The organism is Paenirhizobium daejeonense (genome assembly GCF_014280875.1).
Taxonomy (GTDB): Bacteria; Pseudomonadota; Alphaproteobacteria; order Rhizobiales; family Rhizobiaceae; genus Allorhizobium; species Allorhizobium daejeonense.
Window position 1 is genome coordinate 128,245 of record NZ_JACLAL010000003.1, and the last position, 13,786, is coordinate 142,030.

The 13,786-nt window shown below is 62.4% G+C and carries 15 protein-coding genes; 3 read left to right on the plus strand and 12 right to left on the minus strand.

Going from position 1 to position 13,786, the window contains the following annotated elements:
- The first annotated feature begins 49 nt into the window (after positions 1 to 49).
- Positions 50 to 1,039, plus strand: coding sequence for a zinc-dependent alcohol dehydrogenase family protein (locus tag H4I99_RS07525; RefSeq protein WP_186663253.1), 990 nt, complete (start codon positions 50 to 52; stop codon positions 1,037 to 1,039).
- A gap of 63 nt (positions 1,040 to 1,102) precedes the next feature.
- On the opposite strand, the gene H4I99_RS07530 is transcribed toward H4I99_RS07525, so the two are convergent.
- From H4I99_RS07530 to H4I99_RS07580, 11 genes are all read right to left on the minus strand, one after another.
- Positions 1,103 to 2,380 carry an L-fuconate dehydratase gene (locus tag H4I99_RS07530; RefSeq protein ID WP_186663255.1) on the minus strand — a complete coding sequence of 426 codons (1,278 nt, stop codon included), beginning with the start codon at positions 2,378 to 2,380 and terminating at the stop codon, positions 1,103 to 1,105.
- Between the two features lie 31 nt (positions 2,381 to 2,411).
- Complete coding sequence (locus tag H4I99_RS07535) at positions 2,412 to 3,254, minus strand: fumarylacetoacetate hydrolase family protein (protein ID WP_163901145.1); 843 nt, start codon at positions 3,252 to 3,254, stop codon at positions 2,412 to 2,414.
- Between the two features lie 23 nt (positions 3,255 to 3,277).
- On the minus strand, positions 3,278 to 4,012 hold the full coding sequence (locus tag H4I99_RS07540) for an SDR family oxidoreductase (protein WP_163901143.1): 735 nt from the start codon (positions 4,010 to 4,012) through the stop codon (positions 3,278 to 3,280).
- A 28-nt stretch (positions 4,013 to 4,040) separates the two neighbouring features.
- On the minus strand, positions 4,041 to 4,493 hold the full coding sequence (locus H4I99_RS07545) for a MaoC/PaaZ C-terminal domain-containing protein (protein ID WP_163901141.1): 453 nt from the start codon (positions 4,491 to 4,493) through the stop codon (positions 4,041 to 4,043).
- Between the two features lie 11 nt (positions 4,494 to 4,504).
- Positions 4,505 to 5,575, minus strand: coding sequence for a Gfo/Idh/MocA family protein (locus H4I99_RS07550; protein WP_163901139.1), 1,071 nt, complete (start codon positions 5,573 to 5,575; stop codon positions 4,505 to 4,507).
- A 27-nt stretch (positions 5,576 to 5,602) separates the two neighbouring features.
- On the minus strand, positions 5,603 to 5,932 hold the full coding sequence (locus tag H4I99_RS07555; protein WP_163901137.1) for an L-rhamnose mutarotase: 330 nt from the start codon (positions 5,930 to 5,932) through the stop codon (positions 5,603 to 5,605).
- Between the two features lie 13 nt (positions 5,933 to 5,945).
- Entirely contained in the window at positions 5,946 to 7,055 is a 1,110-nt protein-coding gene (locus H4I99_RS07560; RefSeq protein WP_163901135.1) for a mandelate racemase/muconate lactonizing enzyme family protein, read from the minus strand.
- Between the two features lie 3 nt (positions 7,056 to 7,058).
- Positions 7,059 to 8,156 carry an ABC transporter ATP-binding protein gene (locus tag H4I99_RS07565; protein WP_163901133.1) on the minus strand — a complete coding sequence of 366 codons (1,098 nt, stop codon included), beginning with the start codon at positions 8,154 to 8,156 and terminating at the stop codon, positions 7,059 to 7,061.
- Positions 8,157 to 8,159: 3 nt separating this feature from the next.
- Positions 8,160 to 9,026: a carbohydrate ABC transporter permease gene (locus H4I99_RS07570; RefSeq protein WP_163901131.1), complete on the minus strand. Its 867-nt coding sequence runs from the start codon at positions 9,024 to 9,026 to the stop codon at positions 8,160 to 8,162.
- A gap of 1 nt (position 9,027) precedes the next feature.
- Positions 9,028 to 9,924 (minus strand): carbohydrate ABC transporter permease, encoded by an 897-nt coding sequence (locus H4I99_RS07575; protein WP_163901129.1) that lies wholly within the window; start codon positions 9,922 to 9,924, stop codon positions 9,028 to 9,030.
- 280 nt (positions 9,925 to 10,204) lie between these two features.
- Entirely contained in the window at positions 10,205 to 11,521 is a 1,317-nt protein-coding gene (locus H4I99_RS07580) for a type 2 periplasmic-binding domain-containing protein (protein WP_163901128.1), read from the minus strand.
- A 149-nt stretch (positions 11,522 to 11,670) separates the two neighbouring features.
- Here H4I99_RS07580 and H4I99_RS07585 point away from each other — a divergent pair, with 149 nt between their 5' ends.
- Together H4I99_RS07585 and H4I99_RS07590 are read left to right on the plus strand one after the other, a co-directional pair.
- Complete coding sequence (locus tag H4I99_RS07585; protein WP_163901126.1) at positions 11,671 to 12,459, plus strand: IclR family transcriptional regulator; 789 nt, start codon at positions 11,671 to 11,673, stop codon at positions 12,457 to 12,459.
- Positions 12,460 to 12,533: 74 nt separating this feature from the next.
- Positions 12,534 to 13,367 (plus strand): amidohydrolase family protein, encoded by an 834-nt coding sequence (locus H4I99_RS07590; RefSeq protein ID WP_163901125.1) that lies wholly within the window; start codon positions 12,534 to 12,536, stop codon positions 13,365 to 13,367.
- Between the two features lie 33 nt (positions 13,368 to 13,400).
- Here H4I99_RS07590 and H4I99_RS07595 read toward each other — a convergent pair whose 3' ends face one another.
- The gene (locus H4I99_RS07595) at positions 13,401 to 13,739 is read right to left on the minus strand and encodes a YnfA family protein (protein ID WP_163901123.1); all 339 of its coding nucleotides are present in this window, start codon (positions 13,737 to 13,739) and stop codon (positions 13,401 to 13,403) included.
- Positions 13,740 to 13,786: the final 47 nt, after the last annotated feature.

Sequence of the window (13,786 nt, forward strand, 5' to 3'; positions counted from 1 at the left end):
ATATACGTGAGCGCAATCTCTGCCCATCGCAACTCAAGGAGTGATGGAGATGACCAACATGAAAGCGCTTGTTCTCGAAACCTATGGCGCGCCGTTCCGCCTCGCGCATATTGCCCGGCCAGTTGCCGGCAAGGGGCAAGTCCTTGTCCGCATCAAGGCAAGTGGCGTGAACCCGCTCGATACGAAGATCCGAGCCGGCAACGGCGCGCATGCTCGACAGTCGCTGCCCGCCATTCTCGGCATCGACCTTGCGGGGATGGTGGAGGAGGTCGGTCCCGGTGTGACCGGTTTCCGGCGCGGCGACGAGGTCTACGGGATGACGGGCGGCGTGGGTGGCAATCAGGGATCGCTTGCCGAATTTGCGGCTGTCGATGCGAGACTCCTTGCCATCAAGCCGGCAACATTGAGCATGCGGGAGGCTGCGGCGCTTCCCCTGGTCTTCATCACCGCCTGGGAAGGTCTCGTCGATCGCGTGGGCGTGAAGCCCGGCCAGACCGTGCTCGTTCTGGGGGCGGGCGGTGGCGTCGGTCACATCGCCGTGCAGATCGCCAGGGCGTTCGGCGCCGAGGTCTACGGTGTCGATAGCGCCGGCAAGGCCGATTACCTGCGCAGCCTTGGAGCGGTGCCGATCGACTATGCTTCCGAGGACGTCGAGGCCTATGTGCAGAAATACACCGGCGGGAATGGCTTCGATGTCGTCTATGATACTGTCGGCGGCGCTTCGCTCGACACGGCCTTCAGGGCCGTCAAGCGTTTCGGCCATGTGGCGAGCAGTCTGGGCTGGGGCACCCATGCCCTTGCGCCCCTGTCCTTCAAGGCCGCGACATATTCCGGCGTCTTCACGCTCCTGCCGCTCCTGACTGGCGAAGGCCGAGAACATCACGGCGAGATCATGCGGGAAGCCACAAGACTTGCCGAGGCTGGCAAGATCGTGCCGAGGCTGGACCGGCGTCAGTTCGATTTTTCGACCGCGACCGAGGCGCACGAACTGATCGAAACGCGTGGGGCAGACGGAAAGCTGGTCGTCAACATCGACTGAGGACATCCGTGACCCAATGGCGTGCGTCCGCAGCGGTGCGGACGCACGCCAATGACGTATTTCTTATACCCTGAACGGGTAGTCAGCGATCGATTGCGGCTTCATCTCGATGGAGAAGCCCGGCAGCGACGGGGGCATGTAGGCCGCGTTCTCGATCCGGCAGGGATCGATGAAGTGTTCGTGCAGATGGTCGACGAACTCGATGACGCGGCCTTCCCTAGTGCCGGAGACGGCGATGTAGTCGATCATCGAGAGATGCTGGACGTATTCGCAAAGTCCGACGCCGCCGGCATGGGGCCAGACGGGCAGGTTATACTTTGCGGCCATCAGCAGAACGGCCAGTACTTCGTTCAGGCCGCCCATGCGGCAGCTGTCGATCTGCACGATGTCGATCGCGCCGCCGGCGATCATCTGCTTGAAGATGATGCGGTTCTGGCACATCTCGCCGGTCGCGACCTTGACCGGGGCCACCGCTTCGCGGATCGCCTTGTGGCCGGCCACATCGTCAGGGCTGGTCGGTTCCTCGATGAAGAACGGCTTGTAGACCGAAAGCTCCTTAACCCAGTCGATGGCCTCGCCGACTTCCCAGACCTGGTTGGCGTCGATCATCATGTAACGGTCGTCACCGATGACCTCGCGGGCGATCCTCAAACGGCGCTTGTCGTCTTCCAGATCGCGACCGACCTTCATCTTGATGTGGGTGAAGCCCTGGTCGACGGCCTCCTGGCAGAGGCGACGCAGCTTCTCGTCGGAATAGCCGAGCCAGCCGGCAGACGTGGTGTAGCAGGGATAGCCTTCCTTCTCGAGGAGGGCGATGCGCTCGGCCTTGCCTTCCTCGGCCTTCTTCAGGATCGCCAGCGCCTCATCCGGCGTGATGGCGTCCGTCAGGTAGCGGAAGTCGATGATGGAGAGGATTTCCTCTGGCGTCATCTCTGCGACAAGACGCCAGACCGGCTTGCCGGCCTGTTTGGCAAGGATATCCCAGACGGCGTTGACCACGGCGCCGGTGGCCAGATGCATGGCGCCCTTGTCGGGACCGATCCAGCGAAGCTGACTGTCGCTCGTCACATGCCGCCAGAAGCGGCCGGGATTGGCCTTGACCCAATCAAGATCCAGTCCCACCACCAGATGCTTCATGGCGTCGATCGCGGCGCAGCAGATCTCGTTGCCGCGGCCGATCGTGAACGTCAGGCCGTGGCCTTCAAGGCCGGGCTGGTCGGTTTCGAGCACGACATAGGCCGCGGAATAATCCGGATCCGGATTCATCGCGTCCGAGCCGTCGAGGCTCTGGGAGGTGGGAAAGCGCAGGTCAATACTGCGCAGGCTGGTGATCTTGGTCATGGGTCAAGGCTCTGGGTCTTGAGGGAGGGGATCAGGCGTCGGCTTTGAAGGTCTGCTTCTGGGTGCCGAGGCCTTCGATGCCGAGTTCGACGACGTCGCCGGCCTTCAGGAAGCGCTGCGGCTTCATGCCGAGGCCGACGCCGGGCGGTGTACCGGTGGAGATGACGTCACCGGGATGGAGCGACATGAACTGGCTGAGATAGGAAACGAGATAGGCGACGCCGTAGACCATGGTCTTCGAGGAGCCGTTCTGCATCTTCTCGCCGTTAACCGTCAGCCACATCGAGAGGTTCTGCGGATCGGCGATCTCGTCCTTCGTCACCAGCCAGGGGCCGATCGGGCCGAAGGTGTCGCAGGACTTGCCCTTGGTCCACTGTCCCGCACGTTCCGTCTGGAAGGCGCGTTCGGAAACGTCGTGGGAAACGCAGTAGCCGGCGACGTAGTCCATGGCATCGGCTTCCGAGACGTATTTCGCGGTCTTGCCGATGACGACGCCGAGCTCGACTTCCCAGTCGGTCTTTTCGGAGCCGCGCGGGATCAGCACGTCGTCGTTCGGGCCGACGATGGCCGAGGTCGCCTTCATGAAAATGACCGGTTCCGGCGGAACCTCGGCGCCGGTTTCGGCGGCGTGGTCGGAATAGTTGAGGCCGATGCAGATGAACTTGCCGGTGCCGGCGACGCAGGCGCCGATGCGATCGGCCGTCAGCTCCGGCAGCGATGCAGGGTCGATGGCCGCGATCTTTGCAAGGCCTTCCGGGCCGATTGCCGCGCCACCGATATCGGCGACATGGGCGGAGAGATCACGGATCTTGCCGTCCTTGTCGAGAAGAGCTGGCTTTTCCTGGCCGAGGGGGCCAACGCGCATGAGTTTCATCGGGTATTTCCTTTCAGATGAGATTAGATCGTCCAGCCGCCGTCGATGGCGTAGGCCTGACCAGTGGTATAGGTCGCGGTTGCCAGATGCACCGCCAGATCGGCGATTTCCTCAGGTGTGCCGAGGCGGCCCATGGGTTGGCGGGCGATGAAGGCGGCGCGGGCGGTTTCATAGTCACCCTGGGCCTTCATGCGGTCCTGCAGGGAGGGGCTTTCCACCGTGCCGGGGCAGATGGCGTTGCAGCGGATGCCCTGCGCCACATAATCGGCGGCAACCGACTTGGTGAGGCCGATGACGGCGGCCTTGGTGACGGAATAGGCGCAGCGGTTCGGCACGCCCTTGATAGAGGAAGCGACCGAGGCCATGTTGATGATCGCGCCGCCGCCACGCTCCAGCATGGAGGGCAGCACGGCGCGGATGGTGCGCACCATGGCGCGGACGTTGAGATCGAAGGCGAAGTCCAGATCCTTGTCGGCCATGTCGAGGATCGAGCCGGCATGGACGAAGCCGGCGCAGTTGAACAGCACGTCGAAGGGGCCGGCCTCGGCGATGACGGCCTTCACGGCATCATCGTTCAACACGTCGAGTACACGGGTCTCGATCCTGCCTTCGCCGGAAAGGCTGGCCAGCGCGGCGGCATTGATATCGGTGGCGATTACGGTCGCGCCGGCGCGCGAGAAGGCGAGCGCGCTCGCCCGGCCGATGCCCTGGCCGGCGGCTGTGACCAGCACGCGCTTGTTTTCGAGGGGGAGGGACATGGTTTCTTCCTTTCCTTAAGTCGTCCGATCAGGCGGCCTTGGGCCGGCGCTCGACGATGTGGATATGATCGGCGGCGAGCACGACCTCGCCCTTCTGGTTAATGACTTCGGTGCGCTCGACGACGCGACCGACTTCGGCGCGCTTCGGATCGTCTTCCTTCGAATGAATGGTGACCCGGGTGTGGATGGTGTCGCCGATGAAGACAGGGCGAATGAACCGCAGGCGGTCATAGCCATAGGAGAAGGCAGCCGGATTGATGACGCTGGCGGTCAGGCCGACGCCGATGGAAAAGACCATCGTGCCATGGGCAATGCGCTGGCCGAACGGGGTGGTCTTGGCGAATTCGGCATCCATGTGATGCGGGAAGAAATCGCCGGTATGGCCGGCATGGACGATGAAATCCGTCTCGGTGATGGTACGGCCCGTCGTCAGGCGCTGTGCGCCGAGTTCGTAGTCCTCGAAATATTTCAGCTGTTCCATCGCGATCTTCCTTACTGCGGTAGTGTCTCGAGCGCGGTCGCAGGCGCAGCGTTCGACTGATAGAGCGCCTCGACAAGCGCCATGGTCTTCCAAGCGTCCTCGACCGAGGAAACGAGTTCGGCATCTTCGCCGGAGGCAAAGCGCTGGAGGTTGGCCATGCGGCCGACGAAAGCATCGGGGAACCATGTGCCTTCCAGCGGCACGGTCACCCAGTCGCTGCCGCCCTTCGGATAGATCTCCAGAATGTCCGGTTCGCCGCGCGGATAATCGAGGTTGACGCCGAGCTGGACATATGCCGCACCTTCGGTGCCCGAGACGCGGAACTCGCAGGCCTGATGCTTGCGGCCGAACTTGTGGTCGTGGTTGATCGAGATGGCACAGCGCACCCGGTCGCCATAGTCGAGGATCGCGGTGGTGCGGGTCTGCGCCATCTTGTGATTGGGGTGGCCGATCGACTTTGCATGCACGCCCTTCGGATCGCCCAGAACCTGACGGATCATGTCGAGATAGTGGATCGAGTGCATGGCGATCTCGATGCGCGGCAGTCCCTCGAGGAAGGCCCAGAGCTGCCATGGTGTATCGAGCGCCAGATAGACGTCGAAATCGACGACCTCGCCGAGCAGTCCCTTGGCGATGGCATCCTTCAGGCCCAGCATCATCGGTGCGAAGCGAAGCTGGAAGTTCACGGCCGCCTTGAGGTTCTTGGCCCGGCAGATCTTCAGGATTTCGGTCGCGGCCGCCAGATCCGAACCCATAGGCTTCTGGATCAGCACCGGCGCGCCATCCGGCAGGGCGGATAGCACTTTGGCATGGGCCGCCGGCGGCGTGGCGAGATCGAAGATCGCGTTCTCCACTGCTGCCGCTTCCTCGACGGAGGCATAGGCTGTCACGCCCCATTTATCGGCGAGCGCCTTGGCCTTTTCGTAATCGGGATCGTAGAGCCCGGCGATGGGGAACCCGCCCTTGCCATAGGCGGGAAGATGCGCGTCGCTGACGATTGAGCCGGCGCCGAAGGTGACGATCGGGCGCGGCTTTGCCGGCAGCGGCCAGGACTGGGAGAGGGATTTCGGGTCGAAGGTCATGTGCTTTTCTCCCTCGTCGATACAGCGTTACGCATGGAAGAACACCTCTTCCATCGACGCCCACCACTCACCATCCTTGCGGCTATCGAGGGGCTGCTGACAGGGCATGCAGACGGCCCACCATTCCTGGGTCTTCGGGTCGGCGGCCATCTTTGCCATGTCGGCTTGGTAGTCGGTGCCGTGATATTCGAAGAAGGAGAAGAGCAGGTTCTCCGGCTCTTTCAGAAAGATCGAGTAGTTCTTGATGTTGCAGGCGGAAATCATCGCCAGCACTTCGGGCCAGACGGCCGCGTGTAGGCGCTTGTATTCCTCGAGCTTTTCCGGCCTCACGCCGATCACCATGCCGATGCGCTGCATAGTCGTTTCCTCCTCAGCGGATCTCGCGGTCGAATTCTGTGATCCGGCGGCCGTCGATGGCATCCCAGTCCCATTCGATGCCGAGGCCTGGCGTCTCGGGCGCGAGCGCCATGCCGTCCTTAATCCTCAGGCGCGAGGTGGTGATGTCGTCGAGCTGCGGGATGTATTCGACATATTTGCCGTTCGGCACAGCGCAGGTCAGGCTGACATGCAGTTCCATCAGGAAGTGCGGGCAGACGGGCATGTCGAATGCCTCAGCCGCATGCGCCACCTTGAGCCAGGGAGTGATGCCGCCGATGCGGCCGGCATCCACCTGCACGATGGAGCATGCCCCCTTCTGCATGTATTCACGGAAATGGCGGATCGAATAGAGCGACTCGCCGACCGCGACCGGGGTAGAGGTCGCGCGATTAAGCCTGACGTGACCGTCGATATCGTCGGCGGGGAGCGGTTCCTCCAGCCAGGCGAGGTCGAGTTCCCTCAACCGTTCGGCGCGGCGGATCACCTCATCGACGGCGAAGCCCTGATTGGCATCGGTCATGATCTCGTAGGCGTCGCCGACGGCCTTGCGGACGGCCGACAGGCGGGCGAAATCCTCTGAACCGCTCGGCTTGCCGATCTTGACCTTGGAACCGCGAAAACCCTTGGACTTTGCCTCCAGCGCATCCTCGACCAGTGCTTCGGTCGGAATATGCAACCAGCCGCCTTCGGTGGTGTAGAGCGGGCAGCGATCCTTGGCGCCGCCTGCGAGCTTCCATAGCGGCAGGCCCTGCTTGCGGGCGCGAAGATCCCAAAGCGCGGTGTCGATGGCAGCAAGCGCAATCGAGGTGATCGCGCCGATGGTGGTGGCATGGGTGGCGAATTCCAGCTCATGCCAGATCGCCTCGATCCGGTCTGCATCGCGGCCGATCAGGCGGGGGCTAAGATGATCGGCAAGAAGCCGCATGACGGAGGAGCCGCCGGTGCCGATGGTGTAGCTGTAGCCGGTACCGGTGACGCCGTCGCTGTCGGTGATAGTGACGAGCGGGGTTTCCTGGCTGACGAAGCTCTGGATCGCGTCGGTGCGCTCGACCTTCGGGCGAAGGTCGACCATTTTCAGTTCTATTCGTTCGATCTTCGCCATGGCTCAGCCCCTGAGCGTCCCGCCGGTTTCCCGGTCGAACATATGGGCCTGCGAGAGGTCGAGCGAGAAGGACAGGCCTTCGCCGCCCTTTAGCGTGCGCGGGTTCAGCATGCGGCTCACCCATTCGCTGGCGCCGAGTTCGGCGAAAACCAGTGTCTCGTTGCCGAGCGGCTCGGTGATCGTCACCTTGAGGTCCGCCTTGTGGACGTCGGTTTCCTCACCGGAGTGGATGCCGTGGCCCGTGGGATAGATGTCGTCGGGGCGAAGGCCGAACGTGACCTTCTGGCCGGCGGCGACGCGCGAGGCGAACTGCTGCGGCAGGGGCAGGCTGTCGCCGTTAGCGAAGACGACGCGGCCATCGGCGATCTCTGCGTCCTTGAGGTTCATCGGCGGCGAGCCGATGAAGCCGGCGACGAACTTCGAATTCGGGCGGTGGAATACATCCTCCGGCGTGCCGACCTGTTCGATATAACCGTCACGCATGATGACGATGCGGTCGGCAAGCGTCATCGCCTCGACCTGGTCGTGGGTGACGTAGATCACGGTCGACTGCACCTTGGCGTGTAGCTTCTTGATCTCGGTGCGCATCTGGGTTCTGAGCTTGGCATCGAGGTTCGACAACGGTTCGTCGAACAGGAAGACGTCGGGATCGCGCACAATGGCGCGGCCCATGGCGACGCGCTGGCGCTGGCCGCCGGACAGTTGCGATGGACGGCGGTCGAGAAGGGCGGTCAGGTCCAGGGTGCGGGCCGCTTCCTCGACACGGGGGGCGATTTCCTCCGGCTTCATGCCGGCGATCTTCAGCGAGAAGCCCATGTTCTCGCGCACCGTCATGTGCGGGTAGAGGGCGTAGGACTGGAACACCATGGCGAGGTTGCGAGCGCGTGGCGGCAGGTCGTTGACCACGCGACCGCCGATCTTCAGGTCGCCGCCGGAAATTGGTTCGAGGCCGGCGATCATGCGGAGCGTGGTGGATTTGCCGCAGCCGGAGGGGCCGACGAGCGCGATGAATTCGCGGTCCGCCACTTCGAGGTCGATGCCGTGCACCACTTCGAGCGCGCCGTAGCGCTTGACCAGCTTTTCGAGGGAAACGGTTGCCATGGTCTATCCTTTGACTGCGCCGGAGGTGAGGCCGGATACGAGGTGTTTCTGCACGATGAAGGTCAGCACGAGAGCCGGGATGATCATCACGACGGCGAGCGCGCACATGCCGCGCCAGTCGATGGTGAATTCTGCGGTGTAGTCGAGCAGGCCGACGGGCAGGGTCTTGGAGGTGACGGAACGGGTGAGTTGCGAGGCGAGCGCGAACTCGTTCCACGAGGTGAGGAAGGCGAAGATGCCGGCGGATGCGATACCGGGGCCGGCAAGGGGGAATTCCACCTGCCAGAAGGCCTGCCAGCGGGTGCAGCCGTCGATCTGTGCCGCTTCGGCGAGGTCCTTCGGCACCTGACGGAAGAAGCCGTCGATCAGCCAGATGGTGAAGGGCACGTTCAACGCCACATAGGCGAGGATCAGGCCGAAATGGCTGTCGATGATGCCGAGCTTCGAATAGACGAAGAACAGCGGCAGGGAGAGCGCGATGCCGGGCACCGTGCGGGTCAGCATCAGTCCCAGGAAGATGCCGGACTTGCCCTTGAAGCGGTAGCGGGCAAACGCGTAGCCGCCGGCCATGCCGATGGCGAGCGAGATCACCGTCGAGGTGACCGAGATGATCAGCGAGTTGCGGAAGTATTCGATGACCGGAATGCCGCCTTGGCCGATGCCGGAGAACATGGCGATATAGGCATCGAAGGACAGGTCCTGCGGGATCCAGACCGGGGGCTTCGCCATGATTTCCACCGTCGGGCGGAAGGATGCGAGCACGATCCAGAGGCCCGGCAGGCAGATGATGGTCATCGCCACAAACAGGGTGACCTTGTGGGCAAGCGAAAGCAGCGTTGCCTTGAAGCGGTGTTGTGCGTTCTCGTTCATCTCACCACTCCGCAGCGATCTGGGTGCGGGCTGCCGCCAGCTTCCGGTAGAAATAGACGGTGAAGAGGATCGACAGCAGGATGGCGAAATAGGCCATGGCATTGGCGAGCCCCATGCGGGCGTCGGAATAGGCTGTGCGGGCGACGAGCGTCCAGAGCAGCTCCGTGCGCTTGGCCGGGCCGCCATCGGTCATGATCTTGACGATGTCGTAGGCGCGGGCGACGTCCAGCGAACGGATCGTCATGGCGATATAGGCAAAGGGCATGATGAAGGGCCAGGTGACGTAACGGAAGGTCTGGAAGGGCGTGCAGCCATCGACGCGGGCGGCCTCGATCGGCTCCTTCGGCATGGCGAGCAGGCCGGCGAGGATCAGGATCGCAAAGACCGAGGTGGACGACCAGATCTCGGCGGTCAGGATCGCCCAGAAGGCAAGCTGTCCGTCGATCAGCCACGGGATCGCCTGATCGGTGAGGCCAAGCGACTGCAACGCATTGTTGATCAGGCCGATATTGTCGTTGAACATGAACTTGAACTGGAAGCCGACGAGGATCGGTGAGAACATCATCGGAAACATCATGATGGTTCTCAGGATACGTTGGCCCCGCGTCGCCTTCTCGACCAGCATGGCAAGGCCGAGACCGATCAGCATTTCGAGGTTGAGCGCCACCGTGAGCAGCAGGACGGTGCGCCCGAAGGCGCTCCAGAACTCCAGATCGCTGAGAATGCGCTCATAATTGCGGAAGCCGACCAGCGTGTAGAGCGATGCCGGCTGGGTGAGCCGGAACGCCGTGAAGCTGGAATACAGCGAAAGCAGAAGAGGGATGATGACGACGGCTGCCAGGACGATGAATGCGGGCAGCAGAAGCAGGACGGGTGCCGGTGGTCTCCAGCCTTTCATGAAATGCCTCTCCTGTATGCTTTAATAAAAGTGGTCGGGATGCCGGCGCGGCGGAGCCTCGCATCGCGCGTGGTCCCCGCCCTGTTCCGACTGCCTGTTGATTGGGCCTCGCCCCTCATCCGCCTGCCGGCACCTTCTCCCCGCAAGCGGGGAGAAGGGACTTGCTGCGACCTGTCCGTTCCCTCTCCCCGCTTGCGGGGGGCCGAAGGACGGGTCGAGACACGCGGCTCGACCCGGGTTGGGTCAGGGTGAGGGGCAGATTTTCTTGTCGTAAACGCGCTTACAGCGCGCCGGCGTCTTCGAGGATCTCGGTTGCCTTCTTCGCGGCTGCGTCGAGGGCGTCCTTGGAGGACTTGTCGCCGAGGATGGCGGCCTGCAGTTCCGGATAGACGGCATTGGAGATTTCAATCCACGACGGGGTCTGCGGAACGGCGAAGGCATGCCTGGCCGCTTCCTGGAAAGCGGTCAGAACTTCCTTCTTGTAAGGATCGTTCTCGGCCTGCTTGATGTCCCACTCCCAGACTGCGGTGCGCGTCGGCAGCGGGCCTGCGGCAGCTTCGAGCTTCTGGCTGTCCTCATTGGTGAGGAACCAGACGAGCGAAGCGGCGGCTTCCTTGTTGGCGCAGCTTTCGGTGACCGAGAAGCCATGGTGGCCGGACCAGCCGGTGCGCTTGCCAGAAGAGCCGGCAGGCTGAACCTTTACGCCGACATTGCCGGCAACCTTGGAAGACTTGGGATCGTTGAAGAAGGTCGCCCAGCCAGGCCAGTCGAGGTTGACTGCGATGGTGCCGGAGGCGAAGCCCTGGCCGAGGTCATCCCAGAGATAGTTGGTGGTGCCGGCCGGAACGGCCTTGGCCTTGTAAAGATTGACGAACCAGTCGAGCGCGCGAACGCCGGCCTCGGAATTGAAGGCGGGCTTGCCGTCCTTGTCGAGATATTCGCCGCCTTCAGCCACCAGCATTTCGAAGAAACGGCCGTTGATGGCCTCTTCCTTCCCGGCAAACTGGGTGCCGTAGAAATCCGGCGGGCTTGCGAAGAAGATCGCCTGATCGGTGACCTGCTGCCAGGTATCCGGCGGCGCGAGGTCGTAGCCGTACTTTTCCTTGAAGGCCTTCTGCTTGGCTTCGTCCTGATAGAGGCTCTTCTGGTAGTAGAGCGCCGAGACGTCGAACTGGGCGCGCGGCAGCATGACCAGCTTGCCATCGAGCGTCGAGGCCTTGATATTCGCCGGAACGAAAGCGTCGATCTCTTCCTTGGGCAGGAGTGCGGAGAGGTCGGTGTAGATATCGGGATACTGGGGAGCGAAGGAGGAGTGGTTCGAACCCACGCACCAGGAAATGTTTCCGGTGGCGATGTCCGACTTGATCTCCTTGTCGAGCTCGAAATGGTTTTTCTTGGAAATGACATTGACCTTGGCGCCCGTTGCCTTCTCCCATTCGGCAATGCGGGCATAAAGGGCTTCATACTGCTGACCGCCGATCAGCTTGGCATCAATGGTGACGCCGTCAAACTTGCCGGGCAGGTCGGTTGCGAAGACTGCGCCCGCCCACGCGCATAAAATTGCGCCGGCTGCAACGCCGGTCAAAAATTTTGACATTTTCTCCTCCCAATTGGCTTTCGCCTCAGCCCTCACCCATGAGAGCTTCATTCATATACAAACCATTTATTTATCTGACGTCAAGCCGAAAGTATTGCGGGACCGTATTTCTGCGTATATGAATTAATCTATTCATTGGGGAGCGCGTGGTGACAGAAGACGACAACGACCGCTATCGCGCGCCGGCGCTGGACAAGGGACTGGATATTCTTGAGCTTCTGGCCGCCGTCGATGGCGGGCTGACGCAGGCCGAAATCGCCAAGCGTCTCGACCGCAGTCCGAACGAATTCTACCGAATGCTGGACCGGCTGGTGAAGCGCGGCTACGTGACCCGCATCGACGGTGACCGCTTCGCGTTGACCCTGAAGCTTTTCGGGCTGGCCCAGCTTCATGCGCCCGTGCGTCGGCTCGTCTCCTTCGCCGTACCGCTGATGCGCGAGCTTGCCGAGGCGTCCCGCCAGGCTAACCAGCTCGTCGTTTTCGACCGGGGCTATCCGGTGGTCATCGCCCAGCAGGAAGCGCCGGGTTACTGGGGTATTTCCATTCGCGTCGGCTCGCGGATCAGCCTGTTCGATACGGGCTCCGGCCATGTGCTGCTCGCCTTCCACACAAAGGAAGAGCGCGAGATGATGATTGCCGAAAATCTCGGCAGCAGCGGCGACCACAACAAGGTCACGCCGGAATTCCTGTCGCGGCTCGACCAGATCCGCGCGCGCGGTTACGAGATGATGCCGAGCGCACAAACGGCGGGCGTCATCAACCTGTCGGCACCCGTTCTGGGGGCGGACGGCAAGGTGATCGCCTCGCTGACGGTGCCCTATATCACGCTGATCAATACGCCCGGTGCGCCCGATATCACCAACAGTATTCAGCTCCTGCTGGAGACCACCCGCAAGCTCTCGGAGATGACCGGTTCCGACTTCAAGGCCGAGGGTTGAGACCTCAAAATTCGTATTTGAATAGCTGATTTTTCTGTGGCAGGTTTCTCCTCGAATTCGAGGAGGAGACCTGGATGATCGTCGATACCCATCTGCACCTGATCTACAGGGGACAGCTTTCCTATCCGTGGCTCGCCGGCGTGCCGCCGCTCGATGCCGATTTCACCTATGATACTTACCTGCATGAGGCGCGCCGTCTCGGGATTTCCGCGACCCTGCATATGGAAGTCGATGTGGCGGAGGGAGATATCGAGGCGGAAACGGCGATGATAGAGCGTCTTGCTGCGACCGATGGAAGCCAGCTTGCCGGGGCGATTGCTGCCTGCCGGCCCGAATCAGCGGATTTTCCCGCCTATCTGGAGCGGGTGCTCGGCAACCGTTTCGTGCGGGGCTTCCGTCGCGTGCTGCATGTAATGCCAGACGATTTCTCCGAGGGTGCACTGTTTCGCGAAAACATCCGGCGTCTCTCCGGCACCGGGCTGGTGTTCGATATCTGCGTCCTGCCGCATCAGCTTGAAAAGGCCGCGGCGCTCGCCGATCTCGCCCCCGACGTTTCCTTCGTGCTCGACCATTGCGGCATACCGGATATCAAGAGCGGCGGTTTCGATGTTTGGAAGGGGCCAATGGCGGAAATCGCCCGGCGGCCGAATGTGACCGTCAAGCTTTCCGGTCTGCCGGCCTACGGAGCAGAGAACTGGACGCTGGAAGACCTGAAACCCTATTTCACCCATGTGGCCGAAAACTTCGGTTTCGATCGGATGGTATGGGGCAGCGACTGGCCCGTCTGCACGCTGGGCGGCGGGCTTTCGACCTGGGTGGGCGCGACCCACGCGCTGCTTTCCGGTGTCAGTCTCGAGGAGAAGGCGCGGGTTCTCTCGCGGAATGCTCTGAAACTGTGGAGCATCTGACCCTGTTCGGCCGAAAATCGGCCAGAAACCTGCTCAGGCGGCGCGAGGGGCAAACAGGATGACGGCGGCACCGGCAAGCGCCAGCAGCGAGCCGGTGACGTCCCAGCGGTCCGGCATCTGCCCTTCGACGAGCCACAGCCACACCAGCGAAGCGAGGATGTAGACGCCGCCATAGGCGGCATAGGCGCGGCCGGCGGCTTCGCTCGGCACGAGCGTCAGCAGCGAGGCAAAGGCAATGAGAAGGGCCGCGCCCGGCGCCAGCCAGAGGATGGGTTTCGAGAGTTTCAGCCAGGCCCAGAAGGCAAAGCAGCCGGCAATTTCGCAGAAGGCGGCAGCGGCATAAATGGCGCCGGTGGAAAATATGGGATGCATCAATGTCACCATGAACGAACCCGTCCATGGTGACATTGATGGAGTTG

Bases quoted from the DNA above. Each gene is read 5' to 3' on its own strand.
- H4I99_RS07525 (WP_186663253.1), top strand. From the start codon at position 50: ATGACCAACATGAAAGCGCTTGTTCTCGAAACCTATGGCGCGCCGTTC.
- H4I99_RS07530 (WP_186663255.1), bottom strand. From the start codon at position 2,380: ATGACCAAGATCACCAGCCTGCGCAGTATTGACCTGCGCTTTCCCACC.
- H4I99_RS07535 (WP_163901145.1), bottom strand. From the start codon at position 3,254: ATGAAACTCATGCGCGTTGGCCCCCTCGGCCAGGAAAAGCCAGCTCTT.
- H4I99_RS07540 (WP_163901143.1), bottom strand. From the start codon at position 4,012: ATGTCCCTCCCCCTCGAAAACAAGCGCGTGCTGGTCACAGCCGCCGGC.
- H4I99_RS07545 (WP_163901141.1), bottom strand. From the start codon at position 4,493: ATGGAACAGCTGAAATATTTCGAGGACTACGAACTCGGCGCACAGCGC.
- H4I99_RS07550 (WP_163901139.1), bottom strand. From the start codon at position 5,575: ATGACCTTCGACCCGAAATCCCTCTCCCAGTCCTGGCCGCTGCCGGCA.
- H4I99_RS07555 (WP_163901137.1), bottom strand. From the start codon at position 5,932: ATGCAGCGCATCGGCATGGTGATCGGCGTGAGGCCGGAAAAGCTCGAG.
- H4I99_RS07560 (WP_163901135.1), bottom strand. From the start codon at position 7,055: ATGGCGAAGATCGAACGAATAGAACTGAAAATGGTCGACCTTCGCCCG.
- H4I99_RS07565 (WP_163901133.1), bottom strand. From the start codon at position 8,156: ATGGCAACCGTTTCCCTCGAAAAGCTGGTCAAGCGCTACGGCGCGCTC.
- H4I99_RS07570 (WP_163901131.1), bottom strand. From the start codon at position 9,026: ATGAACGAGAACGCACAACACCGCTTCAAGGCAACGCTGCTTTCGCTT.
- H4I99_RS07575 (WP_163901129.1), bottom strand. From the start codon at position 9,924: ATGAAAGGCTGGAGACCACCGGCACCCGTCCTGCTTCTGCTGCCCGCA.
- H4I99_RS07580 (WP_163901128.1), bottom strand. From the start codon at position 11,521: ATGTCAAAATTTTTGACCGGCGTTGCAGCCGGCGCAATTTTATGCGCG.
- H4I99_RS07590 (WP_163901125.1), top strand. From the start codon at position 12,534: ATGATCGTCGATACCCATCTGCACCTGATCTACAGGGGACAGCTTTCC.
- H4I99_RS07595 (WP_163901123.1), bottom strand. From the start codon at position 13,739: ATGCATCCCATATTTTCCACCGGCGCCATTTATGCCGCTGCCGCCTTC.